Origin of the sequence: Paenibacillus sp. FSL R7-0340 (assembly GCF_038002205.1) — a bacterium.
GTDB lineage: Bacteria > Bacillota > Bacilli > Paenibacillales > Paenibacillaceae > Paenibacillus > Paenibacillus polymyxa_B.
Map to the genome: position 1 here is coordinate 88,164 of NZ_JBBOBY010000002.1, position 24,170 is coordinate 112,333.

The 24,170-nt window shown below is 48.8% G+C and carries 23 protein-coding genes; 11 read left to right on the forward strand and 12 right to left on the reverse strand.

What is annotated here, in order from left to right; translation table 11 throughout:
* Window positions 1-74 precede the first annotated feature (74 nt).
* Window positions 75-1,031: an L-lactate dehydrogenase gene (locus MKX59_RS23250; RefSeq protein ID WP_023986728.1), complete on the reverse strand. Its 957-nt coding sequence runs from the start codon at window positions 1,029-1,031 to the stop codon at window positions 75-77.
* A gap of 537 nt (window positions 1,032-1,568) precedes the next feature.
* Here MKX59_RS23250 and MKX59_RS23255 point away from each other — a divergent pair.
* The 3 genes from MKX59_RS23255 (at window position 1,569) to MKX59_RS23265 (ending at window position 3,593) form a co-directional block, all read left to right on the forward strand.
* Window positions 1,569-2,393: a MerR family transcriptional regulator gene (locus MKX59_RS23255; RefSeq protein ID WP_069080456.1), complete on the forward strand. Its 825-nt coding sequence runs from the start codon at window positions 1,569-1,571 to the stop codon at window positions 2,391-2,393.
* Between the two features lie 144 nt (window positions 2,394-2,537).
* Window positions 2,538-3,359 carry a serine/threonine protein kinase gene (locus MKX59_RS23260; protein WP_340859026.1) on the forward strand — a complete coding sequence of 274 codons (822 nt, stop codon included), beginning with the start codon at window positions 2,538-2,540 and terminating at the stop codon, window positions 3,357-3,359.
* 114 nt (window positions 3,360-3,473) lie between these two features.
* On the forward strand, window positions 3,474-3,593 hold the full coding sequence (locus MKX59_RS23265; protein ID WP_013369112.1) for a hypothetical protein: 120 nt from the start codon (window positions 3,474-3,476) through the stop codon (window positions 3,591-3,593).
* Window positions 3,594-3,772: 179 nt separating this feature from the next.
* On the opposite strand, the gene MKX59_RS23270 is transcribed toward MKX59_RS23265, so the two are convergent.
* The 4 genes from MKX59_RS23270 to MKX59_RS23285 form a co-directional block, all read right to left on the reverse strand.
* Window positions 3,773-3,958 (reverse strand): hypothetical protein, encoded by a 186-nt coding sequence (locus tag MKX59_RS23270; RefSeq protein ID WP_071559410.1) that lies wholly within the window; start codon window positions 3,956-3,958, stop codon window positions 3,773-3,775.
* Window positions 3,959-4,050: 92 nt separating this feature from the next.
* Window positions 4,051-5,598 carry a gluconokinase gene (gene gntK / locus MKX59_RS23275; protein ID WP_028541194.1) on the reverse strand — a complete coding sequence of 516 codons (1,548 nt, stop codon included), beginning with the start codon at window positions 5,596-5,598 and terminating at the stop codon, window positions 4,051-4,053.
* Window positions 5,599-5,639: 41 nt separating this feature from the next.
* Entirely contained in the window at window positions 5,640-7,001 is a 1,362-nt protein-coding gene (locus MKX59_RS23280; protein ID WP_028541193.1) for a GntP family permease, read from the reverse strand.
* Window positions 7,002-7,133: 132 nt separating this feature from the next.
* Window positions 7,134-7,829 carry a GntR family transcriptional regulator gene (locus tag MKX59_RS23285; RefSeq protein ID WP_028541192.1) on the reverse strand — a complete coding sequence of 232 codons (696 nt, stop codon included), beginning with the start codon at window positions 7,827-7,829 and terminating at the stop codon, window positions 7,134-7,136.
* 193 nt (window positions 7,830-8,022) lie between these two features.
* Between MKX59_RS23285 and map the strand changes: the two genes are divergently transcribed.
* Window positions 8,023-8,769, forward strand: coding sequence for a type I methionyl aminopeptidase (gene map / locus MKX59_RS23290; protein ID WP_013308498.1), 747 nt, complete (start codon window positions 8,023-8,025; stop codon window positions 8,767-8,769).
* 318 nt (window positions 8,770-9,087) lie between these two features.
* Here the strand turns inward: map and MKX59_RS23295 are convergent, their stop codons facing one another.
* From MKX59_RS23295 to MKX59_RS23305, 3 genes are all read right to left on the reverse strand, one after another.
* Window positions 9,088-9,585: a CcdC family protein gene (locus MKX59_RS23295; protein ID WP_023986735.1), complete on the reverse strand. Its 498-nt coding sequence runs from the start codon at window positions 9,583-9,585 to the stop codon at window positions 9,088-9,090.
* A 165-nt stretch (window positions 9,586-9,750) separates the two neighbouring features.
* Window positions 9,751-10,227 (reverse strand): disulfide oxidoreductase, encoded by a 477-nt coding sequence (locus MKX59_RS23300; protein WP_053324504.1) that lies wholly within the window; start codon window positions 10,225-10,227, stop codon window positions 9,751-9,753.
* Window positions 10,211-10,363, reverse strand: a complete 153-nt coding sequence (locus MKX59_RS23305; protein ID WP_023986737.1) for a hypothetical protein — start codon at window positions 10,361-10,363, stop codon at window positions 10,211-10,213. Before MKX59_RS23305 ends, MKX59_RS23300 begins: the two co-directional genes overlap by 17 nt.
* Before the next feature lie 99 nt (window positions 10,364-10,462).
* Here MKX59_RS23305 and MKX59_RS23310 point away from each other — a divergent pair, with 99 nt between their 5' ends.
* The gene (locus tag MKX59_RS23310; protein ID WP_023986738.1) at window positions 10,463-11,089 is read left to right on the forward strand and encodes a nitroreductase family protein; all 627 of its coding nucleotides are present in this window, start codon (window positions 10,463-10,465) and stop codon (window positions 11,087-11,089) included.
* A 106-nt stretch (window positions 11,090-11,195) separates the two neighbouring features.
* On the opposite strand, the gene mprF is transcribed toward MKX59_RS23310, so the two are convergent.
* Window positions 11,196-13,838: a bifunctional lysylphosphatidylglycerol flippase/synthetase MprF gene (mprF, locus tag MKX59_RS23315; RefSeq protein ID WP_023986739.1), complete on the reverse strand. Its 2,643-nt coding sequence runs from the start codon at window positions 13,836-13,838 to the stop codon at window positions 11,196-11,198.
* A 212-nt stretch (window positions 13,839-14,050) separates the two neighbouring features.
* Here mprF and MKX59_RS23320 point away from each other — a divergent pair, with 212 nt between their 5' ends.
* From MKX59_RS23320 to MKX59_RS23330, 3 genes are all read left to right on the forward strand, one after another.
* On the forward strand, window positions 14,051-14,812 hold the full coding sequence (locus MKX59_RS23320; protein WP_340859027.1) for an AAA family ATPase: 762 nt from the start codon (window positions 14,051-14,053) through the stop codon (window positions 14,810-14,812).
* Between the two features lie 247 nt (window positions 14,813-15,059).
* On the forward strand, window positions 15,060-16,262 hold the full coding sequence (locus tag MKX59_RS23325) for an MFS transporter (RefSeq protein ID WP_028541191.1): 1,203 nt from the start codon (window positions 15,060-15,062) through the stop codon (window positions 16,260-16,262).
* A 222-nt stretch (window positions 16,263-16,484) separates the two neighbouring features.
* Window positions 16,485-17,537, forward strand: a complete 1,053-nt coding sequence (locus MKX59_RS23330) for a lactonase family protein (RefSeq protein WP_023986742.1) — start codon at window positions 16,485-16,487, stop codon at window positions 17,535-17,537.
* A 119-nt stretch (window positions 17,538-17,656) separates the two neighbouring features.
* On the opposite strand, the gene MKX59_RS23335 is transcribed toward MKX59_RS23330, so the two are convergent.
* Together MKX59_RS23335 and MKX59_RS23340 are read right to left on the reverse strand one after the other, a co-directional pair.
* Entirely contained in the window at window positions 17,657-18,613 is a 957-nt protein-coding gene (locus MKX59_RS23335; protein ID WP_023986743.1) for an ArsR/SmtB family transcription factor, read from the reverse strand.
* A gap of 271 nt (window positions 18,614-18,884) precedes the next feature.
* The gene (locus MKX59_RS23340) at window positions 18,885-19,850 is read right to left on the reverse strand and encodes a hypothetical protein (protein WP_340859028.1); all 966 of its coding nucleotides are present in this window, start codon (window positions 19,848-19,850) and stop codon (window positions 18,885-18,887) included.
* 273 nt (window positions 19,851-20,123) lie between these two features.
* Between MKX59_RS23340 and MKX59_RS23345 the strand changes: the two genes are divergently transcribed.
* Window positions 20,124-20,756, forward strand: a complete 633-nt coding sequence (locus MKX59_RS23345; RefSeq protein ID WP_023986745.1) for an NAD(P)-dependent oxidoreductase — start codon at window positions 20,124-20,126, stop codon at window positions 20,754-20,756.
* A 33-nt stretch (window positions 20,757-20,789) separates the two neighbouring features.
* Window positions 20,790-22,505 carry an NAD(P)H-hydrate dehydratase gene (locus tag MKX59_RS23350; RefSeq protein WP_340859029.1) on the forward strand — a complete coding sequence of 572 codons (1,716 nt, stop codon included), beginning with the start codon at window positions 20,790-20,792 and terminating at the stop codon, window positions 22,503-22,505.
* On the opposite strand, the gene MKX59_RS23355 is transcribed toward MKX59_RS23350, so the two are convergent.
* Complete coding sequence (locus MKX59_RS23355) at window positions 22,489-22,983, reverse strand: hypothetical protein (protein WP_023986747.1); 495 nt, start codon at window positions 22,981-22,983, stop codon at window positions 22,489-22,491. The two genes, MKX59_RS23350 and MKX59_RS23355, sit on opposite strands and share 17 nt — an antisense overlap.
* Window positions 22,984-23,153: 170 nt before the next feature.
* Here MKX59_RS23355 and MKX59_RS23360 point away from each other — a divergent pair, with 170 nt between their 5' ends.
* Entirely contained in the window at window positions 23,154-23,990 is an 837-nt protein-coding gene (locus MKX59_RS23360; protein ID WP_209940876.1) for an HAD hydrolase-like protein, read from the forward strand.
* Window positions 23,991-24,170: the final 180 nt, after the last annotated feature.

The window sequence follows — 24,170 nt, forward strand, 5'->3', positions numbered from 1 at the left end:
CCTAAATTAGGGTAAGGAGCTTTTTTTGCTGTGCTACAGGTTCGTGTTCTGAATAAGATGCTTACTCTATTGGTTTACACTAGGCCTGAAATGGCACGAATATTATTGCTGATAAGGTGGCAAGAGGCGTCGAACTTCGCTTGTTCCTCCGGACTTAGCTCCAGCTCGATGACCTCTTGAATTCCTCTGCTGCCGATAATTGCCGGAACGCCCGTGCAGACATCGGTGTGCCCGTACTCGCCGTCCAATACAGCAGAGACCGCTATAATTTTACCATCATCATTTAAAATGGAACGTGTAATGTATGCCAGCGCATTGGCAATACCAAAATAAGTGGCGCCTTTGCGGGTGAAGATCTCCCAGCCTGCATCCCGAGTTTTACGGGCAATGTCGTCCAGATCGACGTGGCTGAATCGTTCCTTATGCTGACGCAAAATGTGCAAGAGTGGCTTACCACCAATCGTGACGTGTGACCAGGCAACGAATTGGGATTCGCCATGCTCGCCAAGCGCATATCCTTGTACGCTGCGCGGATCTATGGAAAACACCTCAGAAAGCAACGTCTTGAGTCGCGATGAGTCAATGGAGGTGCCCGTGCCGATCACCTTGTTGCGTGGCAGACCGGATATACTTTGTACCATATACGTTACAATGTCGACAGGATTAGCGGCAATGACGAATATACCGTCGAAGCCACCCTCCATAATCGCTGTTACAATCTCTCTGGTAATAAGCACTGCGTCATCCAGCACAGATAGGCGGTCTTGACCCGGTTTAGGGTTGGCTCCAGCCGTTATAATCACAACGTCCATATCCGTGCAGTCTGCATACGTGCCTGCACGTACCTTGGTACGTGTGGACGTAAAATCCATACAATGGGACAGATCCAGTGCATGGGCCAAAGCCCGATCATACGTGCGGTCAATCATCATGATCTCATCACAAATGGACTGATTAACCATTGAGTAGGCACAGCTCGAACCGACCATTCCCGCGCCGACAATAGCTACTTTCCTTGCCTTCCCCTTCATCTATGTTGCCTCCTCGTTCCAGCGAACGTTAATATGCTACAAATTATGCCTGAAATCCATTTTACGTTACATAACATAACATATTGCTGATCTTTTGAAAATATCCATTTTTTTGTCTCCATTCTGGAAAATTAAAAATGAACTGTAAATAGAGGTGTCTTTCTAGGATTAATTGTAGAATGAACGTAAATTATCAATACTTTTACTGGAAGGTAGGAGAGGACGTTTCAATTTATATTTAAGGTGACCGCTGTATAAATTATAACATGGACCATGTTGATGGAAGGAATGGTGCCATAGAAATCATGAAAGTGTGACATTTATGTGACGCTCTTTAAAGAGTCTGAAGGGTACATAAAACGAAAGTATTCTCTTACAATGTCGTTTCTTGTATTTCTACAAATATTCCGTTATGACAAAGGTTCTTAGCAGTCTGCAATATTAGAACATTTTTGCCAAAGGGTTTCCAATGGATTTCGCGAATTCTACATATACAAGCTAATTTCTTTCCATACCATCCGGGGAGGTAATGATTAAATGGAAGAAAGCAAATCGACAACGGAAGCAGCAAAGCAGTTGGGAATCGGGGCGAGTACCCTTCGTAAATATGCAGCGGCGCTGGAGGAGCAAGGGTATGTGTTTCAGCGTTCCGCGAATCAATCGAGAATGTTCAGTGCTGAGGATGTTGAGTGCTTGAAGGTGATGCGGTGGGCATTGCGTGAACAGCATATGACGATGGAGCAGGCGGTTCAGGTGGTGCTTGAGAGAGTGACCGCTCCCTTTCAAATGGAGGATGAGGAATTCCGCTTGCCACCCATCTCGGATGCTGAGTCACTGACCGCAACCTGGGAAGAAATAATGGCGGCGGCTGAGGGCAGGGAAGAGACGGTCATGCAGGCGCAAGCTGCTGCTACGGTTGAACTGACAGAGTTACAGGATGAAATGAATGCTCAGGAACTGTCAGAGGAACCCATGATGCAGCTACAGTCGCAGGAGGAGTTCCAGACTTTGGCATCTACCATTGAGTATAGATTGGAACAAGCACCTGTATCCGTACAAACGCAGGAGTCCGTAGAGCCACAGGAACTGGCGCAGATGCAGGACATGGTGCAAAACGCTTTGTTGGAAATGCGGAGCCGTTTGGAGGAGTTGGAAGCAGAGCACAGCCGTTTGGTGGAAAAGAATATCAGCCTGTCTAACCAACTGGAGGATCAAAAACGCTGGATGAAAGAAAAGGTTGACGAGGAACGAGACCGGCAGTTAATTACGAATTTGCGTACCTACCAGGGCAGGCAACGCAAATCGCGCGGTTCGTTGTTGTCCTGGCTTGGTCTGACACCGCGCAGACGCAGAGAGGCATAACCAGCATCTTTTTTGATAAAGACCATCAGACCTTCCCGGTTCTGATGGTCTTTTATCGTGGATGGTATAATAACGGAATATAAGAATACGAGAACAAGCCGCATAAGAAACGTTGCTGCGGCATGTAGAGGAAAGGATATAAATATGTTTGCTTGGTTGCGGAACGCATATGAATCATGGATGGACTATCCGAAACAGCCTGGCGATTTACTGAGCGGACGTTATGATGTTCGTTCGCTTTTAGGCATGGGGAGCTATGGTCTAACCTACCTCTGTCTGGATCGGCACAGCGGACAAGAGGTGGCAGTGAAAATGCCCAGACCGAGCAAACGGGCGAAGGCAGTTCAGCTATTGCAGCGCGAGGCTCATATTATGCGGCAGATGGAACACCCTTATATTCCGAAGCTACTCGAAAGTGTCGAGCATTCGAACGGAATAGTTGTGGTCATGGAATACATCTCCGGCATGACGTTGGAGGAACTTATATTCGAACAGGAGCGTTCCTTTACAGAACAGGAATGCGTTGTCTACATTTTGGAGTTAATGGAGCGAGTTCTGTATGTGCATGAACGGGGCTATATCCATCGGGATATCCGCATTCCCAATGTGATTCACCGCGAGGGGAAGCCTTACCTGATCGACTTTGGTCTTGCTCTGGCGGTGGGAGAGCGACAGGAGGATGTATTTACCGAATCCACGCTGGAAAAGCGCGCACCCGAGCGACAGGATGTCGCCGTCTACAGCGATTTGTACGATGTCGGACATTTAATGCTTTTTATGCTGTATAGCAGTTACGAGCCTCAGCCGGATCAACCGCCAGCAAGCTGGCAGGAAGAATTGAAACTGAGTTCACCTGTGCGTCATATGCTGGAGCGTCTTTTTCAGATTCGGCCACGTTATGAGAATAGCCGACAGTTTATGCAAGAGCTGGAGGAAGCATTGTTGCTGCTTGAGATTAACCCATAGATAGTCCCTAAAAATAAACAGGCATTCGCCGCAAAAATGGGGGAATGCCCCCCTTACGCATTTGACCAGGTCTACATACAATGATTCTGTAAATGAGCGAAGGGAGTGTTGTAAATGAGTCATATGTGTGGAGTAGGCGGTATGGGTTGCGGCGTAGGAGCATGGACCTCTGTAGGAGCGATTCTGGTTCTGTTTATTTTGCTGGTGATCATCTCTAAAACCCTGTTTCTGTAATTTCGGTCATAACCGATTTCCTGTAAAATGCACAGATGTTGCCCTGCATAACGAAGGGCGCACAACAATAAAGCGAAGGCCCTTGAGATGAGAAGGGTCTTCGCTTTATAGGGTTTGAAGGAGCCTGTGGCATGCTTCTTGTGGTACGCTCTATTCCGTCGCTACTTCTTGTTGTTTGGCTAAGAACTGGAGTAATGACGGCGTTTATCTTTGTAATATCGGTGCCCATTGTGGCTATTCTTGTAACCGTCTGAAGAAGAATGGTGTTTACGTTCACGTTCGTAATAACGGTCTGAGCTGCTGTATCGCCGCTTATGAGAATGAGAGGTGGAATGTAGCAGGCGGTGCAGTAATTGTTTAAGCATCGTCTAATCCTCCTTCTTACCCTGCCCAACTGACATAGACAGGTTTTTATAAAAAGGTAATACGCAGCAGCGTTAGAACAGGTTCCACTAATTTAAGATTGTAGGGACTTGGCCTGAAATTCCGCAATATCCTTGAACTCTTCTTCGAATTTACGTGAAATGCGGATATAAATCGGTAGTAAATCGCGATAAATATCCACGTGTTCTGCTACAGGTTTGTGCTGGTGAGTGGTACCGATCATACCGGACACAGCATCCAGCGAATCAATCCGTCCCAGCGCGTACAAGCCCAGAATAGCTGCGCCCAGACATGAGCTTTCCAGACTTTCGGGGATAATGACTTCCTGATCGAAAATATCCGCCATGAGCTGTCTCCATAGCTCCGAGCGTGCAAATCCACCAGTGGCGTGAATGACTGACGGTCTGTCGATGACTTCTTCCATGGCGAGCATGACGGTATACAAATTGAACAGCACACCCTCCAGAGCGGCGCGAATCATATGCTCTTTTTTGTGACGCAGGGACAGACCGAAGAAGGAGCCGCGAGCATTTGGGTCCCACAGGGGCGCACGTTCACCGGATAAGTACGGAAGAAAGAGCAGACCGTCGGAGCCAGGACGTACCTGTTCCGCAATTTGGGTCAGCACATGATATGGATCAAGTCCCAGTCGTTTGGCCGTTTCCACCTCGGAGGCTGCAAATTCATCCCGGATCCAGCGGAAGACTATACCTCCATTGTTCACCGGGCCGCCGATGACCCACAGCTTTTCGGTTAAGGCGTAACAGAAAAAGCGCCCTTTGGCATCCGTGAGCGGCTTATCAACTACGGTACGGATGGCTCCGCTGGTGCCGATGGTAACCGCGACAACTCCAGGTTTGATCGCATTCACACCGAGGTTGGACAAGACACCATCGCTGGCCCCGATTACAAAAGGAGTCGTCTTCAGTAGACCCATGTCATGCGCATAGGTCTCATCCAGCCCTTTGAGCACATGAGTTGTCGGCACCAGCTCGGATAGCTGCTCCTTCGTCACACCTGCAATGTGCAGTGCTTCCTCATCCCAGTCCAGCTGCTGCAAATTCATAAGTCCGGTTGCAGAGGCAATCGAGTGGTCCACGACATATTGGTGGAATAACCGGGCAAAAACGTACTCCTTAATGGAAATGAATTTATACGTCTGGGCCGCAATATCCGGTAAATCCCGTGTAATCCACATCAGTTTCGTTAGCGGTGACATGGGATGAATGGGCGTTCCGGTACGTAAGTAAATGTCGTGTCCGTTGTATTCATGTTTGAGCGCTTCGGCCCATTTGGCGCTACGGTTATCTGCCCAAGTGATGGAGGCGGTCAGCGGTTTGCCGTTCTTATCCACCGCCAGTACACTGTGCATGGCCGAACTAAAGGAGACGAACAGCACATGCTCGGCTGACACTCCGCTTTGTTTCATGATCTCTTGCACCGTCGTTACGACAGCTTTGAAAATATCTTCCGGGTCCTGTTCTGCCGCATCCGGCTCAGGTGTATGGAGCGGATAGCCCACATGGTGCTGGGCGGCAATATTGCCGTTTTCTTCGAAAAGCACCGCTTTGGTACTGGTTGTGCCGATATCGACGCCGATCATATATCGGGTGTCTGTCATATTCAATCTCCCCTTCACTTACCGTTATTAGCTCATTATCGTTAAATTAACACACTCAGCAGCATAATCAAACCGAAAGCAACCAGGGAGAGGATGGTTTCCATAACGGTCCATGATTTTAGAGTCTGCGGAACCGTCATATTGAAAAACTCTTTAATCATCCAAAAACCGGCGTCATTCACATGAGACAAGATCAGCGACCCGGCTCCTGTAGCAAGGACGACCAGTTCGACATTCGCGCCGGGAGTAAGTGCCAGCACAGGTGCGACAATACCGGAGCCTGTCGTCATCGCGACTGTCGCTGATCCAGTGGCTACACGAATGAGCGCAGCGACCAGAAAAGCAAATACAATCACATTCATATGGGCTCCTGTAGCGACCGCTGCAATGGCCTGACCTACACCGCTGTCGATCAATACCGTTTTAAATGCACCGCCGCTCCCGATAATTAAGATAATAGAGGCTGTTGGTGCCAGACATTCACTGGTAAAACGGGACAAGTCCTCTTTCTTTAGACCACGTGCATAGCCTAGCGAGAAAAAAGAGAACACAGCCGCAATCAGCAATGCCATAACCTCATCACCAATGAATTTGAAAAATACAGTGAGCGGATGTGTATTGGCCGGGTCTACGATTTCAGCGACTGATCCGCTAAGCATTAGAATAACAGGCAACAAAATGGTGAACAAAGTAATCCAAAAAGGAGGCAACGAACGTCCCGTCGTATTTCTGAACTGCTCGTCCAGCCTCTCGGAAGGTCTGACCATGATTCTTTTGCCAATCCAAGCGCCGAAGACCGGGCCCGCAATAATGGCGGATGGGATGCCCACGATGAGTGCATATCCTATCGTGCGTCCAATATTGGCGTTAAAGGCTTCAATCGCGATCATCGGAGCCGGGTGGGGTGGCAAAAGGCCGTGTACCGTCGATAGTCCTGCCAGCATCGGAATACCGATTTTCAGCAGAGACATATTCATTTTACGGGCAACCGTGAACAGAATGGGAATTAATAAAATAATACCAACCTCAAAAAATACTGGAATACCCACGATAAAGCCTACAATCATCATCGCCCAATGAACGCGTTTTTCACCAAAACGATCCATCAGTGTGGTCGCGATGCGTTCGGCACCGCCGGATTCTGCCATCATTTTACCGAGCATGGTGCCTAAACCGATCACGATGGCGATGGAGCCGAGCGTACTGCCGAGCCCCTTGGTGATGGAGGCAGTAACTTCATGTCCCGGCATCCCGTTAACCAGTCCGAGAAATACCGACGAAAGCAGCAGTGAAACGAAGGGATTCCATTTGAATTTGGCAATCAGCAAAATCAAAAGAATGACGGTAACTAGCGCCCATATGAGCAGGGACGCGTTATGGCTTAAGCCGAATAATGTGTTCATGAAGGTATGCCTCCTTATTCTTATATGTGTAGTTAAATGTATACTTGTCGACAACTTTAATGTAAAAGAGAACCGCGCCAGCAAGAAACGCATGAAGCGCGGTACATCGGCTCTTTGTCACGCATGTTGCGGCTAGGACGATGTCTTTCTGTAGGGAGACAGGACGCTGTCGTTAACCGCGTTGCGGGTATCTCGGTAATGATCCTCAATAAATCCCGACAACTCCTGAGCATTCCCTTGATTTAAAGCGTTTGCAAAGGTTCGATGTTTGTGAATCGTGACTTGTGATTCTTCGATGTTGGACGCAAATCGTTGTTCTGTCGCAGCTAACATGACCGTCAGGATTAACTGTCTCATACCGTTCCAGGTATGAAGAATACGGGTATGGCCTGCTTCCAGAACCAGAGCCTCATGAAAATTAAAATCCTGAAGAGAAAATTCAACAACATCTCTGTACTTGAGAGCGACTTCCATTTTGTCAATCATCTGATTCAGAACAGTCACCAATGTGGCATTATCACTATGTACATACCTTTGTACAACAAAATGCTCAATCAGCATTCGCACATCGAATAGCTCCTCCATATCACCGGGTGTCATGCCGACGACAACCGCCCCCATGCGCTCCAAACGGATCAGTCCTTCGCCCGAGAGTGCCTTCAAGGCTTCACGCACCGGAGAACGACTGGTACCAAAATCGGCACCAATCTGATTCTCAGATAGCACAGTACCTGGCGTCTGAATGCCCCGTATAATCTGAAGCCGGAGTTCACAAGCAATCCTTTCCCCAAGCGATGCGCCCTGTAACCAGGTTGTTGGATATTTCATAGGATACTCCTATCTTGGAAATAATTTTGCATACTGGTATACAAGTTATGGAGTATTATATACCCCGTTTAAGATCCTTGTAAACGGTGTCAGTTGACATCGGTTCCATTTCGCTGCTTTTAGCGTTACAATAGAAGCAGAAAAAAGAAGCAGTGAAAAGTGGAACGAACACGGAAAAGAAGGAGACCGTTTAATGATTATCATTAAAACCAAAGAACAAATTGAAAATATGAAAAAAGCTGGAGACATTTTGGCTGCTTGCCACCGGGAAATTGCCAAAATGATCAAGCCAGGCATTACGACACTGGAAATCGACGCTTTCGCAGAATCCTTTATGAAGAAGCATGGCGCAACACCGGAGCAAAAGGGCTATAACGGCTACCAGTTTGCAACATGTGGCTCACCTAACGATGTGATTTGCCACGGCTTTCCGAATAAGACACCGTTGAAGGACGGGGACATCGTGACGATCGACATGGTTGTGAATCTGAATGGCTGGCTGGCAGATTCCGCTTGGTCGTATGCGGTAGGTAATGTGTCTGAGCAGGCGCAAAAGCTGCTGGACGTTACCAAGGAATCACTGTATAAAGGGATTGAGCAAGCTGTTATCGGTAACCGGATCGGAGATATTTCCCATGCGATACAAACCTACGCGGAAGCGGAAGGCTTCTCGGTCGTACGCGAATTTATTGGGCACGGCATCGGGGAAGAGATGCATGAGCAACCGCAGGTTCCACATTACGGACCGCCGCACCGTGGACCACGCTTAAAAGAGGGCATGGTCATTACAATTGAGCCGATGCTCAACACAGGCACATACCGCAGTAAAATTGATGCCGACGGCTGGACCGCACGCACGTTGGACGGCGGCTTGTCTGCGCAATACGAGCATACGCTGGCCATTACAGCAGAGGGTCCGATTATTTTGACCCAGCAATAAAGCAGGCATCCATCGGTAGCATACAGACTAACGGGTTGAATGAGCTAGACATGTTACAGAAAAAGGGGCTGTCCAGAGGACGGTCTCTTTTTCTATAAGCATCCGCTGCATGTCCGTTCCAGTCCCAGGCATGTTCAGGCAGATCGAATGCTGTACACTGCGAAGACAGAGGGACGCAATCGAGTAGCTCCTTTTTCCCGGAATGCATAATGTAGACCTGATAGACTAAAAGACCAAAAAGACACGGCTCCTGTTAGGAGAACGTGTCTTTTTGGTCTATACAGCAACATGCGAGCATGCATGTTAAAAACCTGTTTGTCAGATGCGAACTTCCGCCTCGTTCGGAACGAACTGACGATATTGGAAATACATACGAAGCCGCCAGTGTAACAAGGTCCCGAAGGCTAGGATGAAAAATAGCCCTGCTGTCTGCGGAATGGTAATGTAATGCTGAATAAATTCATGCAACAGCAATCGGATGATCAGCAGGCTGATCAGGATAAAAAAGAAGGTACGTGAGCGTTGCACGAAAACCAGCCCTTCTTGCAATTCAAATTTGGTGCTGCGGATCAACGGGTAAGAAAAAATAAACCAGCCGACCAGAAAAGCGCCTAGCGCCCAAAGCCAGGGAACCCGTACTTCCGGCACCACAAACATCATAAAACCGGTGCTCATGCCGAGCGGTGGGATGATGATTTTTTTGGCATTAATCGGGCGATGACCTGTCTTCATACGGATGAAAATAGCCGATATAGCGATTAAGATCATACCGAAGGTTGCGCCATATTGCAGCAATGGGGTGCTAATATGAAACATGGACTGGCCCCCTCTATAAGGAATATAAGCGTTATTGGACAGACTGCAAACCTTTTACATTATAGCACATATGCAATGGATATATTTAGTTACAGTCTTTCCTTGGGCAAGCGGATTATACGCCTCTTGGTGGTAACGGGTCCTATAATTAGGTCTCTTTCATACTTATGCGAGTTCCTTTGCTTGTACCTCTCCTTGAGCTGATTTTTTCTCCTGACGCATGATATAACCCATGGCTGCAATAATAAGGATAAAGGCGATCAGTGCGAGAAAAGGAATGGTGATAAAATCGAACCAGTTCAGGTAATCCTGTTCACAGGATACTCTGCCGCAGGAAGTTGAAGTTTGCGCAGCTGCTTTGGCGGCTGCATGGATGCGCTGAATGATAAAATGATAGGCCGAAATCGCGCCTCCAATGATAGCCAACGGCATGACGTAACGACGTATCCCCGAATCTCCTCGAAAATATGCAATTCCGAGCAGAAGGGTCAGGGGATACATCAGAATGCGCTGAAACCAGCACAGCTTACAAGGCTCATACCCCAAAATCTCGCTGAGATACAGACTGCCCAAAGTTGCCACACAAGCTACAACCCAGGCGGCAAACAAAGCAATATCCGTTTTTTTAAACGATCCAATCATAGTAACGCTCCTTTTTTAATTCAAATGAGAACAAAATGAACTCACCCGTGTCTTGTCCCATCGGCAGGCATATGCCGATATGCATGTCTTTATCCGTATTGTACTGTATTTTGAGTGCAGGGTCATACTTAAACATATTGACATCATTCACTATCATTTTTATAATTGCAGTAGTTTGGGAAGTTAATGAGGATTCAAGTTAGATATATATTAAGAAATTAGGAGAGTGCCTAGAATGTCGAGCAGTCCAAAAAATGAAACTCTATCTACTATTAGTGAAAGACACGCGGTAAAGAGCTATGTTAAGGATTTTAAATTGCCAGAGGAAGATTTGGAGGCTATTTTGACTGCCGCGATAGAAGCTCCTTCCGCTTGGAACCTTCAACATTGGAAATTCCTTGTCATCGAAAGCGAAGCGGACAAGCAAAAATTGCTACCTATCGCCTACAATCAGGGTCAAGTAGTGGAAAGTTCCGTTACGATTGCTGTATTGGGTGATTTGGAAGCAAACCGTAACACCGTCATTTATGATCAAGCGGTAGAAGCAGGCGCACTGCCAGCGGAAATCCGTGACGCATTGGTAGGTCAAATCAACGGCGCGTACCAAAACCCGCAAGTAGCTCGCGATGCCGCCATCCTGAACTCTGCTTTTGCAGCACAAAACATTATGCTGGCTGCTAAATCTCTGGGCTACGACACTTGCGCAATGGGCGGTTTCATTCCAGCACAATTGATCGAGCAATTCAATATTCCGGCACGTTACCTGCCAACCCTGCTTATTAGCGTAGGTAAGGCACAAGTACCAGCACGTCCATCAGGACGTTTCCCACTGTCTGAAGTTGTTGTAAAAGGTAGCTTCTAAGAAGATTTGTGAATGTAAAAGGGTGTTCCTGCAACCGTTCGTGGTTGGGGAACACCCTTTTTTACGTCGTGTTAGGCTGTCAAAAGCCTTTTGGTTAGCCCTTTGTTTAGTCCGAGCGTTTGGACACGAGATATACCAGCTCCAGCGTCAGGATCGGTAGAAAGACAGAAGCCGGATAGGCCAGATAACGCGGCTCCCATTGCGGCTTGAACTTATCCTTAAAGCGCCGAAGCCCCTGAAAGCCGTAAAAATGTCCCCCGTATTGAAAAACAAGTCGAGCCAGCTTTTCCTCGCGCAATGCCTTTTCGCTTTGCCCTACCTGGGACAGCGGTGCCATTCCCAGATTAAATGTCGTATATCCACTCTCCTTGGCCCACTCAATGACCCGTGTGAATAAATAATCCATCGTGCCATTTGGCGTGTCAGGCAAGTGGCGCATCAGGTCAATGGAGACCGTCCGTCCATGATCATAGGCAGGGGCCATCGTAGCGAAAGCGATAACTTTTCCTTCAGAGTCCTTTAGCAATGCAATCGGCGCCAACTGAAGATAGGGCTCTTTGAACCAACCGAGTGAATATCCCTTCTCCTTGCGCCCGTCCAGCCAAATATTCGAAACATGTCGCATCTCCTCAATCAGTGACGCCTCTAGAGGCGGTTGGATGATTTCGAACGAGTAGCCATCGCGGTCAAAGCGGTTTTTGGCGCTGCGTAGAGCTTGATTGCTTTTGCCCGTCAGTGTAAAGGATTCCAGCGGCACCAGTGCTTCCTCGCCCAGTTTGAAAAAGCGATAGCCGTTCTCGTGATAGATGGACAAATACTCCGGTGATGCCTGATAAAATACAGCCGTTAACGCATACCGATCTGCGAACCGCTGAAATTCCTGAATCGCTTCACTCACGCGTTCTTTTGGACCGAGTGGGTCACCTAATACAATCAGTTTGTCCCGACTGCGGGCATAGGGAATGACGACCTGTTCATTTTTGGTCCAATACAGATATTTATCGCCCAGAAAAAGCATGTGGGAAACGAGATTACCACCCTGTCGTTCCAAAAATTCTTTTAGCTTATCCAGCTCCTGTGCGTCGGGTAGATTGCTGATACCACGCTGAGGTCGAAGAAAGAAATACACCGTCAGGAAAACCCATGCCAAAATCAGACTAAACACGGCAGTAACTCCGTAATCGCTCCGGTTCATAAAAAAGTCCAGATGGACCTTGGCGTGCAAATGGCGCATAAACGGAGTATTGGAGCCTGCCCCAATGATAAAATAAGCCCCGGTTACGAGTAGAGATAATCCGCCCCATATTAAAATATTGTGCCGATTCAGTGGTGCACTGACCCGATAAAACCGCGAGCGCGAGATCCATAGCATTAACGCCACGAACAGTAGGAATAAGGCTTCTTCAAAATCCAGACCTTTAATGAAGGTGAAAATGGCGCCGGCCAGCAGCAATATCAATGTCAGTCGTAATGCTCTGCGAATACGCAGAGAGATTCCGTGGGACAGGACGACAAGCATAATCCCGATGATGACTGAGATTTCATGCGACAAGCGCATGACGGGCAGGCTGAGCAAATGCTCAGCAAAACGGAGCCGATATAACAGACCTGGCGTAGCTGCCGACAAAAGAAGCACCACGCCGGAGATGAGTACCAGCTTACCAAGCGCCCATACTCCTAGATCTGCCAAAAACCGGAATTGACCAGGCCAGCCCCATACCTTCTGCCACGCATTAAGGGAGTAGTCCCAGCCCGTCTCAGCTAGCTGATTCAGGCGCTCGTTACGCGGAATCATTTCCAGCGCGGCTAATACCAAGCCGATGAGCCACGGGATGATGTAATAAAAGACACGAAAGACCAGCAGCACAGCCAGTGCCCGATCTGAGTTGGCTCCCGCCATTTGCAGCCCGAGCAGGGCAATGATGTCGAATGCACCGACCCCTCCGGGTGCAAGACTGATCAACCCGGCAATCGCGGCTATTACATAAATGCCGAACACAGCATGCATCGGCAGTTCATGGAGCAAGTGCGAGCCGATCCATGCAAAGGTAAGGCCAGCTAGCAGCCATTCCAGCAGGGAAGCACTGATGGAAGCGGAGATGGTGGACCAGGAAAGCTGTCCTTCTCCCTTGTTGAACCATGTGGAGTACCGTTTGGAGCGCTGCATGATCAGAAATAGCGGCAGGTACAATGCCATTCCCCACAGCGCCCAATGAAGCCACGGATGAGCATCCAGTACAGGCTGTACCGGATACAGATGGACAATGGCTCCCCAAGCCAGCAAAGATAGTCCGGTAATGACGACTGGCGAAAGAAACACGACCGCAGAGGTGATGACACCCAACGGCACCCCGCTTTTTTTATACAGCACTGTGCGAAGTCCCGCTCCTGTAAAGCCTGCAAAACCAAAGACATTATTGAAGGTATTGGAGATCCAGGCATAGCGAAATGTCGTTCCAGGCTTGACCTGAAGCTTGAAATGATGCCTGATTACGTAATCGTATGCGCTCATAGCCGCCACGGCAGCTAGTGAGAACAAGCCAATCTCGATCAGAAAGGTGGCATCCATTCGCCGCAGCTCATGAAGCATACGCGCCAGATTAAAGTCTTTTAGTTCTCGTCCGGCCTCCCATATAATAAAAGCCAGTACAGCCAGTGGTAGCAGAATACGTGTCAATCGTTGCCTGTAGACGGTCATCACGAACTGTACGATTTTAAAGGATTGAATCGGTTTGTGATTAGATTTCATAGATTCACCTGCTTGGAAAAGAATGAGATGTACACGGAATGAAGTGCTTAGATTTCATGCCCGATGAACATTACTATATATTATACCTGTAATAATCGTTTGAATAACAACAGAAGGGTTACGAAATGGGGTTTCAGTTTGATTGCTGTAAATAATTCCAATATAATAATGGAAAACCTAGTGAATTGCTTGGCAATGGAGCTGAACTGGACATGAGTATATGGGATCGTAATCTTTTTATACGTCGCCTGGAGCTGATATGGTCTCCAGATGCTGACAAGAGCCAATATCCGTTTAACTTAAAAGCCTTACACCAGTGGAATGAACTTAAATTCCATCCTTCCGTTACCTATATTATTGGAGAAAACGGTGTAGGTAAATCGACGCTTATGGAGGCAATCGCGGTCGCGTGGGGATTTAATCCAGAGGGCGGTACTAAAAATTTTAATTTTTCTACACAAGCCACGCATTCCTCACTGCATGAGCATATCCGGCTGGTGAGAGGGATAGAAAAGCCGAGGGATGGCTTCTTTTTCCGGGCGGAAAGCTACTATAATGTGGCGACTCATATCGACGAGCTGGATCGCGAAGGTGGAGGCCCACCTATTCGAAACTCCTACGGAGGCAAATCGCTGCATGAGCAGTCGCATGGCGAGTCTTTTTTTGCTGCCTTTGTGCATCGGTTTGGAGGACAAGGATTGTATATTTTGGATGAACCGGAGGCTGCGTTATCGCCTTTGCGCCAGATGGCCATGCTTGCACGGATTCACGAGCTGGTGCAGCAGGGCTCACAGTTTATCATTTCTACTCATTCCCCCATTTTGATGGCGTATCCAGATTCCATCTTGTATCATCTGACACATGAAGGGATCGACATCCGGACACTGGAGGAAACCGATCATTTTATCATCACCAAGCAATTTCTGAATAACAAGGAAAAGATGATACAGGAGCTATTCGAAGATCCACAATAGGGATCGTAGGGACCGCCAGACCGTTCCAGAAATTCACCCTGGTCGTTCGTATGAGAGGGACAACATCGCCATTTCAGGTTGTTCCTTTTTGCTGTCCTGTCAAAGGAAAGATTCAGGGTTATCGGAAGTATTTTATGATTGTTATTTGTCTCTCGCTCTATTAATATAATGAAGAGTTTTGCTGAAATGGTTGCAAAATAAGATTTTCGTATACGAAATAAAGAACCTGAGGAGGACAAAACGCAACATGTCAGATTCACAACAGTTGAAAATGGGACCGCTGGTCATTTTGATGATTAATATGTTTATTGCCATGCTGGGAATTGGCCTCATTATTCCGATCCTCCCTAAGTTTATGAGCTCCTTGGGAGGCAGTGGTGAAACGGGTGGTTATTTGGTTGCTGTGTTTGGCTTAACCCAATTCCTGTTTTCGCCGCTAGCGGGAGAATGGTCCGATAAATACGGACGTAAAAAAATGATTATTATCGGTTTGGTAATCATGACGGCTTCTTCTGTATTGTTTGCTATTGGGGAATCGTTGACCACATTGTATATCTCCCGTTTACTGGGTGGTGCAGGGGCAGCCTTTATGATTCCTCCGATGATGGCCTATATTGCTGACATTACAACGGTCCACAATCGCGGTAGAGGAATGGGGCTGTTGGGTGCCGCCATGTCTCTTGGCTTTGTGATCGGTCCTGGTGTGGGCGGTTTGCTGGCAGATATCTCGATTCGTACGCCCTTGTATGTTTCGGCGGCCGTATCGGGCGTAGCTGCACTGATTTCCTTGATTATGCTACCCGAAACCTTATCACTGGAAAAACAGTTGAAGTTTCGGAATGTCAAGGCCAAACGGGACAATGTGATTAAACAGTTTGCCCTTTCTTTCCGCAAGCCTTACTTTATGCTGCTGATTATGATATTCACCTTAACCTTTGGACTGACACATTTTGAAACGATGTTTCCTTTCTTTGTGACGGGGAAGTTTCATTATAATGAGCGTGATATTGCTATCATTATTACCGTAGGTGCACTGGTCGGAACCGTGATTCAAGCTGTGGTAATCAGTCCGATGTTAAACCGTTTTGGCGAAAAAGGTGTCATCATCGGTTCCTTTCTGTTTTCGGCGATTTCCCTTGTGCTTATGCTGCTCTCTGGCAACTTTTATTATGTACTCGGGGTATCGCTCATCTTCTTTACCGCTACGTCGTTGCTTCGGCCAGCCATTAATACTGCTTTATCCAAAATGGCGGGGGATGAGCAGGGAGTTGCAGCTGGTATGAACAATGCTTATATGAGTATTGGTAATATTCTAGGACCTGCGCTTGCGGGTACATTGTTCGAGGTGCATATCAATTTGCCATACATTTTTGGGGCAGCCATTCTCATTCTTAGTTTGGGTCTGGCTGTAAAATGGAAAAGCAGAGATACGCAAACCACAGCGGTTTAATGTTGTTCTTTTCGTGAAATTAGTCTCTTTTGGTGTGAACTGTGACGTTCTTGTGAACCGCAGATGGCGCCGAAGGAGGCTATTTTTTTTGCATACATCGCGAAACGTTAATGAAACGACAGAATCTTGGGTAATAATGCATGATGAGTTTACAACAAGACAAATAGTAGAGCTAAAAGCCAGATAATATGTAAAAAAACAGCTAGAAGGAGATGAGAGCCGATGGAAGAGCGGAATGAGCAGTTATTTTATACAGGAACTTATGCGTCTCGTCAGGAAAGAGGAATATATGTATGTGCTTTGTGTGTGACCAATGGTGATCTGCGCATTGTTGGAGGTGTGGAAGGAATGGAGAGGCCTTCTTTTCTCGCTCTACACCCGGATGGGACGAAGCTGTATGCTACCAGTGAAACAGAAGGAGGCGAGCTGTATGCGTATCAGGTGAATGCCCAGACGGGGGAATTACATCCTTTGGATCGAAAAGGGACGGAGGGAGCGCATACTTGCTATGTTTCCGTAACAACCGATGGACGATATGTGCTGGCTTCTAACTATTCAGGCGGCAATGCCGTTGTGTTCCCTGCGACGGAAGCAGGAGGATTAGGAGACATGTCGGGGCAAGTTCAGCATACCGGCTCAGGTATTCGCCAGGACCGCCAGGATGCGGCACATCCGCATTCGATTATTCCAGATCCTTCAGGACAGTATGCCATGGTATGTGATCTGGGACTGGACCAGATTGTGGTATACCGTTTGACAGAGGATGGAAAACTGGTGACCCATCGTGAGACAGATTTGCCACCCGGTTCTGGACCGCGTCATCTGGTTTTTCATCCTTCGCGTCCATATGCTTTTGTCGCCAATGAGTTGAACAATACAGTCGCTGTGTTTAGTTATAACGAACGTAATGGTGAGCTTACATTGCTGCAAAGCCTGTCCACACTGCCAGAAGGCATTATAGATGTAGAAAATACAGCAGCCGATATTCGGATTACGCCCTGTGGACGCTTTTTGTATGTGTCAAACCGCGGCCATGATAGCATCGTGCTATACCATGTCGATCTGGACAGCGGCAAGCTGAAGGTGGTTGAATGGGTGGAGACCTTCGGCAGCACACCGCGTAACTTCAACATCTTGTCCGGTTATCTGGTAGTAGCGAATCAGGATGGAAACAACATCGTATCCTTTGCCATCCATAGTGAGGATGGACGGCTGACCCGAACGGGATATGTGCTGGAGGTTCCTTCACCTGTATGTATTGAACCTGTTCGCTAATCGGATAGCATGTGGCAAAAGAGTACGATATAAGTGGATGAAAAATAAAACACGGCGCTTTGTTTCCCATGAAAGGCATGGGCCAAACGCCGTGTTCAGGTCTTGAAGTGGTCTAAAAGCTATTTGCTGCTATCGCCAGCTTCTACCGCTACTGTTTTGGCATGATTTTCTGTATGTTTGTAGTACAAACGGAACAGGATATCCTGATTGTAGTTACCGAATCCGGTACCGAACAGGGTAACCCCTCCAACATGCTGGGCATCATCCAATATGGCAATGCGGAATTTCCATTGCTTCTGATCAATCAGCACTTGGCTTAAAGTCACGTCGGATATTTGCTTGCCATCCATAAAGGTACCTTCGGAGGTAACGCGAAGTCTTTTAAGGAGACCATATTGATTGATAAAATCAGGCCACCATGCAGGTGTGTATTTACCACGGTTATCCCCGAAATCCCCTGGGCTGGTCCATGTACCCAAATTCACATCATTTAGGAAAAAAGTGATATCTGAAGGCCAATTATCATTGGTAAAAGGGGCCTCGGATGATAGTTCCATCGAAATTTCCAGTTCCTCAGCTTTTTGGCTGGACAGTAGGAAATTTGGCACCTTATAATCCATATATCCCTGGCTAAACCACAGAATTTTGGAATTGAAGCGCTCAGGGTCCAAGAATGAACGAGGCTCATCGAATTCACCAATGATCTTTTCGACGGTAGCCAGTCCGCAGGTCGCCTGTATTTCAAAATCTGTAAAGTGTCCGACAGAAATCTCCGTCTGATGGAATTGTCGTACATCCTGCTGGTAGCGTGGCATGGCGATTTCAATTTTGTCTGTAGCCAGTGAGCACACTTTCTGTACCCCGCCTCGTCCAGGCAGCATTTTGGTCGAAATAATGGACGCTCTCTCCAGTTTCTTGACATGCATCGTCATAATCGCACTGCTGAGCCCCAACGCTTCCGCCAGCTCACGTATATTCATAGGCTTCTCCGCAAGCAGAACAATCATGTTTAGCCGAACCTCACTGGCCAGCGCTTCATAAACGGGAAGTGATTTTTCAGAAATGTCCAGTTGCATAGTTCCTCCAATTCTAACGCACATCATAAATTGATGGTAGTTTAACATATATGGATTTTTTTCAATAATCATACATAAAAAACGATATGATTTACATTTATATAAACAATATACCCTTTCCTTGATCACTGGCACAAGCCTAACCCCTCAAAAAGCCGGAAATTGTTCAAAAAACAGGACACCCCATGAACTCTTTCTTTGTTGTTGGGATGTCCTGTGATGGTATGTGATTTGCAGGGTGGATATGGGATAGAGTCATGTGCCATTGGTGTTAGGACCGGATATGTTCTTCTGCCAAAGAAGAGGCAGCTGTTTTATCTTTATCTGCTGCGTGTACATCCTGATGTTGAGAAGCATCTGCCTTGATCAAGCCGGGGTGACCAACATAAGGACGATCACTGCGCGAGCGGCCTCGGGTAAGTCGGAAGCCAATCAAGAACAGCACAAGCTGAACAGCCAGTATGTAGGGAGACGCTTCCGGTCCGATCCATTGAAACAGAGCGATAGCGGCGATCACCATGCACAACAGGCTTGTTGGAAAATGGGATGCCGTCACGTCCAGATCATTTTGCCTGCGCAGGGTCATCAGCCGGTATACATACAGTAGGGCGATCAAGCCGGAAACGAACCTCATCCATGCACACCCTATGAGCCATGAGGCAGATTGTACAGTGTCGGGCAGACTAACATCGACATGGCTGGAGGCTATCAGTTCCACAACCAGCCTTGAGACCAACCAGACGATTCCTGCCAGCGCCAACGGACCAGCTGCTGGACGTAATAGCTTCCACAATGCTGTTCCCCAGCCCGGAGCATGAGATTCCAGCAGAACCAGACGCCGTTCCTCGATGAGTTTGTTCATTTCACGCTCCAGTGATTTGAGAAGCAATTCTCTGCGGAACGTATCACATTCCCGAAGGGATGCTTGAACCTGCTCTTGAAGGTGAGGGGTCAAATAGGGAGCAGCTTTGGCTTCCTGAAGAGCGTGGATGAGTCCGTTCTGGTACTGCTTTTCGCTGTTATTGAACCCATTCTGGGTAGCGGTTTGGAGACAACCAGCTAATCGTCCATAGATACGCAGCGATTCCTGTAATTCTTCCAGCCGCTGCTGACGCGAATTTCGAAGCTGGGCTGCACTGTGAACATACAGCCATACCAGCAAAGATAACGCCAGCAGGAAGGCAATCAGACCGGGTGAGATATATGCGGCTAACGCCGCGAAGTCCGTCGGGGACACCCGCAATCCCTCCTTCCATTGTTCTTTCTACACTATTGCACAGACTACACAGGCATTTCAAGGGCTTGTATACCTTTGACCAGGATATATGAAGTATTTTTTGGTAAAATAGACAAGATACAAGCAGGAGGGTAGATTCGGTATGGATAAAAATATAAAAATTGAAACAGAACATCATGAGACATCGAATCGATATCTTGCACGGGTTTAAGCTGGAGATAAAACGGATAAATAACAGTAAGTAAATTATAGACAGGAAGAAGGCACATTTATATGAAAGTTATTATTTTTGGAGCAACTGGAACCATTGGTCAAGCGTTAGTAAAGGAAGCAATCAAGCGCAAGTATGAAGTGACAGCAGCGGTCCGCGACCCCCAACGTGTGACGGAGCGAAGTGAATACTTGACGGTGGTTCAAGCAGATATTCTAAATCCGAATTCCGTTACGGAAGTGGCCAAAGGGCACGATGCTATCATTAGCGCGTACGGTCCCAAGTTTGGAGAAGAGGAAGAACTGCTCGAAGCGACTCGTTCTTTGCTGGAAGGAACCCGGCGTTCCGGCGCGGAGCGCATACTTGTCGTTGGCGGAGCGGGAAGTCTGAAAACAGAAAACGGTGAACGCCTCATGGATACCGCCGAGTTTCCGGAGGAAGTGAAGCCACTGGCGGCTGCCCATGCAGATGCACTGGAGCTGTACCGCGCTGCGGATGTAGACTGGACCTATTGTAGTCCTGCCGGAATGATTGAATCGGGAAAACGTACAGGACAGTTCCGTATTGGCTTGGATCATTTGGTGGTTGACGAATTAGGCCATAGCCGTATCTCGGTCGAAGATTATGCGGTAGCCCTGATTGATGAGTTAGTAGAAGGGGAATTTGTCAATTCCCGTTTTACAGTCGGGTATTAATAAGCAGGGATAGCCATATGGGAGGCGAAAAGCATGTATATGGTGACCGCCGAAGAAATGCGGCAATTGGATCGGTACACAATTGACAGGCTGGGTATCCCGGCCCTTACGTTGATGGAAAATGCCGGGCGCGCGGTAGCTGACGAGGTATTGAAGCTATGTGCCGAGAGAAGTGGGAAGAGCAATGGCGGCTTCTCAGTAGGCATTGCTGATCTAGCACGTGGGATTGAGCGTGCTGAAGTGTTAGGGTCGCAGTGGGCAGAAGAGGTTACACACACAGGGCCGGGGGATATACCTGGACATGGCGGTGTTATACGGACAGAGTCGTGGAGTCAAGGACGACATGACTTACGGGAACGAGAACACTGGTATATCCTCGTAGGTAAAGGCAACAACGGTGGTGACGGACTGGTAGTAGCCCGCCATCTAACGGATGCAGGGCTGCGCGTCACCGTTGTGTACGTCGAGCCGCCAGACACGCTGCGCGGTGAAGCGGCTGCGCAGCGCGACATCATCGCGGCTCTGGGTATCCCGGCTATCCTCTATGGCCGGGATACCCTCGACCTGCGCGGCGCCTCCGGCATCGTCGATGCCCTGCTGGGCACGGGCACGCAAGGCCCGCCGCGCGAACCCTACGCCTCGCTGATCCGCGAGGCCAATGCCAGCGGCGTGCCGCTTGTGTCGGTAGACGTGCCTAGCGGCCTCGACGCCGACACAGGTACGCTGCACGAGCCGTGCATTCGTGCGCGCGTCACCGTATGCCTCGCCTACTTGAAGCGTGGGCTCGTCCAATATCCGGGCGCCGGGACTGCAGGCGATGTGGTGGTACGCTACATCGGTATTCCACCCGGCCTTGCCCGTGAGTGTGGCGTGCAGCTGCGGCTCTTGACCCGTGACACGCTGCGCGCTGCACTGGATGTGGATGTAAGCCGCAGCCGCGTGCCGGACGGGCACAAGGGCACCTACGGCCATGTTCTCGTCGCGGCCGGAAGCCTGCGCATGAGCGGCGCGGGCTTGCTGGCCGCACGTGCAGCCCTGCGCATCGGCAGCGGCCTTGTCACGTGGGCGGTGCCCGAGGCGTTGTTGCCGCGCGTCATTGGCGCCGCGCCGGAACTGATGCTCGCTGCCGCAGCAGCAGGCGGAGACGGCGAATGGAATGCCGACTCCGCAGACGAGCTGCTACAGCTCGCGCAGGCACGTGATGTGCTGGCCGTCGGCCCCGGCCTCGGACGCTTTGCAGGGGACACCGGCTGGCTGCGCCGCCTGTGGGAAGAATACGGCGGTCCGCTCGTGCTTGATGCGGACGCCTTGAACATCCTCGCCTCGGCGGGGCCTGAGCTGGAGGCTTGGAAGCCGAGAAGTACGGCGGTCGTACTAACGCCGCACCCCGGTGAAATGGCTCGTCTGCTGGGCATACCGACAGCAGAGGTGCAGCGTGACCGCATCACCCATGCCCGGGAGTACGCCCGAACACGTGGGGTCACGCTGGTGCTCAAAGGAGCGCGCACTGTCATCGCTTGTCCCGACGGAACAGCCTACGTCAATACCACAGGCCATGCTGGGATGGCGACAGGCGGTGCGGGCGATGTGCTGACAGGCATCATCGCAGGTTTGCTGGCCCAGGGTCTGAATGCTGCGCAGGCAGCAGCCTTTGGCGTGTATCTGCATGGTGCGGCTGGAGAAACAGCCGCACGTCATCGCCAGCATCCTGCCTCTGTGATAGCTGGCGACATTATTGAAGCCCTATAGGCCATAGCAGCAGTGGCAGGAGGAAGGCCAGCATGATCTGTAATCCATATTCACGGTTCAGCCAGTACCTTCCTCCATAATACAGGAGTGTAATCCCTGCACCTGCTATGCCGTTGCTCCATGAAATGCCCGTTCCGGCAGGCGACATCAAAGAACCTAGCAGGAGAAAGACACTGAATCCTGCAGCGAGGTATAGGGTGAGCTGCTCGGGCTTACGAAGCCAGGGTAAAAGATCGCGTAGCGCATCAGCGGCAAGAGCGGCAGGAAGGGCAAAACCATAGGCCCACAGCTGCGCGGTCAGTTCACCACTATTGCCTGCTATAGTCAGAGGAATTCCTGTTATTTCCTCTGTCAGATAGCAGTAGACCCATAAGAGACCAAAAACCAATCCTCCACAGGCCAGTTTATTCAGCGCATAACAACCAAGCTCCATCCGCCAAGGCATTTTGGAATTAAATTCATTCCAAGGCTGTCTCATGTTGCGACTCCTCCTCTTATCACACTCGGTATTCATAACCAATCAAGGAATTTATTTTCAATTACAATCCGCTTACCGTTTACGACAATTCAGTTTACGTTAGCTGTGTATCATGTTCCTAAGCAAAATAAAGATTGCGGATAGCCGCGGTACGGAAAGGCGGGGATTGCATGATACAGGCGGTTATTTTTAATCTCGAAAGTACATTGTTAGACCCCGGAGGACGAGGCTTAACCCAGGGAATGCGTGACATTTTCAGATGGAAAGGTATACAGGTAACTGAAGAACAGGTATCTCATGGGCGAGGAATGCCGATCCGGGATCATATTGCGAATGTGCTGGGACTTTCAGAGGTTCGGAAAAAATGGCTGGAGTGCTTTGGTGCGCATCCTGGCAGAGCGGATATTGAGCATATTTATCTTGAGCTTGTCCCTGTTCTCCGTTCCTTGATCCAAGGGGCTGAGCCTGCTATCGGTATAGACAGGGCGCTGCAGGAGTTGCAGGATCGTCGCATTCAGTCAGGCGCCACTGCATTCTGTCCGATGGAAATGCTCAGTCACAAGTTTACGCCTGCACAGTCACCCTATACGTTGGATTGTATGGTAGCCCCTTGTGAAGTTTCGCAGGGGAGGCCTTATCCGTGGATGATCTATGAAATTGCACATCGCTTGCAGGTATTCCCACTTAGCGATATTGTGAAAGTAGGAGATACAGTAGCCGATATGCAAGAGGGACGGAACGCCGGTGTATGGACGATTGGTGTGTTGAACCATAACGAAAGCGTGACGACCGCAGCTCAAACGACCAGCCATGAAGCGGACGACAGAGTGGCTGAGGAACGGCGCAGACAGAGTGTATATGGCTTGAAAAGGGCAGGAGCCCACATCGTGATGAACTCGGTCGCTGACTTGCCGCGTATTTTGCGTGAAATCGAAATGCTCCAGCATACGGGAGGCTATCCTTCTTATACGAAACAGGTGAAAACAGCCGCGCTACCTCCATCATAAGAACAGGTATGAGTCTGGAGTGCTTGAATACACACTTCTAGGTTATATGTATGCACCTACTCGGATAAAGGTGAACTCTGCTTGGCTTTCAAAACATAAAAATGGAGCACTCGCTACGTTTGCGAATGCTCCATTTTAGTTTACTTCTTTTCGTTCAGTTGAACTGAACCCAACGTAATA

Bases quoted from the DNA above. Each gene is read 5' to 3' on its own strand.
- MKX59_RS23250 (WP_023986728.1), bottom strand. From the start codon at position 1,031: ATGAAGGGGAAGGCAAGGAAAGTAGCTATTGTCGGCGCGGGAATGGTC.
- MKX59_RS23255 (WP_069080456.1), top strand. From the start codon at position 1,569: ATGGAAGAAAGCAAATCGACAACGGAAGCAGCAAAGCAGTTGGGAATC.
- MKX59_RS23260 (WP_340859026.1), top strand. From the start codon at position 2,538: ATGTTTGCTTGGTTGCGGAACGCATATGAATCATGGATGGACTATCCG.
- MKX59_RS23265 (WP_013369112.1), top strand. From the start codon at position 3,474: ATGAGTCATATGTGTGGAGTAGGCGGTATGGGTTGCGGCGTAGGAGCA.
- MKX59_RS23270 (WP_071559410.1), bottom strand. From the start codon at position 3,958: ATGCTTAAACAATTACTGCACCGCCTGCTACATTCCACCTCTCATTCT.
- gntK (WP_028541194.1), bottom strand. From the start codon at position 5,598: ATGACAGACACCCGATATATGATCGGCGTCGATATCGGCACAACCAGT.
- MKX59_RS23280 (WP_028541193.1), bottom strand. From the start codon at position 7,001: ATGAACACATTATTCGGCTTAAGCCATAACGCGTCCCTGCTCATATGG.
- MKX59_RS23285 (WP_028541192.1), bottom strand. From the start codon at position 7,829: ATGAAATATCCAACAACCTGGTTACAGGGCGCATCGCTTGGGGAAAGG.
- map (WP_013308498.1), top strand. From the start codon at position 8,023: ATGATTATCATTAAAACCAAAGAACAAATTGAAAATATGAAAAAAGCT.
- MKX59_RS23295 (WP_023986735.1), bottom strand. From the start codon at position 9,585: ATGTTTCATATTAGCACCCCATTGCTGCAATATGGCGCAACCTTCGGT.
- MKX59_RS23300 (WP_053324504.1), bottom strand. From the start codon at position 10,227: ATGATTGGATCGTTTAAAAAAACGGATATTGCTTTGTTTGCCGCCTGG.
- MKX59_RS23305 (WP_023986737.1), bottom strand. From the start codon at position 10,363: ATGTTTAAGTATGACCCTGCACTCAAAATACAGTACAATACGGATAAA.
- MKX59_RS23310 (WP_023986738.1), top strand. From the start codon at position 10,463: ATGTCGAGCAGTCCAAAAAATGAAACTCTATCTACTATTAGTGAAAGA.
- mprF (WP_023986739.1), bottom strand. From the start codon at position 13,838: ATGAAATCTAATCACAAACCGATTCAATCCTTTAAAATCGTACAGTTC.
- MKX59_RS23320 (WP_340859027.1), top strand. From the start codon at position 14,051: ATGAGTATATGGGATCGTAATCTTTTTATACGTCGCCTGGAGCTGATA.
- MKX59_RS23325 (WP_028541191.1), top strand. From the start codon at position 15,060: ATGTCAGATTCACAACAGTTGAAAATGGGACCGCTGGTCATTTTGATG.
- MKX59_RS23330 (WP_023986742.1), top strand. From the start codon at position 16,485: ATGGAAGAGCGGAATGAGCAGTTATTTTATACAGGAACTTATGCGTCT.
- MKX59_RS23335 (WP_023986743.1), bottom strand. From the start codon at position 18,613: ATGCAACTGGACATTTCTGAAAAATCACTTCCCGTTTATGAAGCGCTG.
- MKX59_RS23345 (WP_023986745.1), top strand. From the start codon at position 20,124: ATGAAAGTTATTATTTTTGGAGCAACTGGAACCATTGGTCAAGCGTTA.
- MKX59_RS23350 (WP_340859029.1), top strand. From the start codon at position 20,790: ATGTATATGGTGACCGCCGAAGAAATGCGGCAATTGGATCGGTACACA.
- MKX59_RS23355 (WP_023986747.1), bottom strand. From the start codon at position 22,983: ATGAGACAGCCTTGGAATGAATTTAATTCCAAAATGCCTTGGCGGATG.
- MKX59_RS23360 (WP_209940876.1), top strand. From the start codon at position 23,154: ATGATACAGGCGGTTATTTTTAATCTCGAAAGTACATTGTTAGACCCC.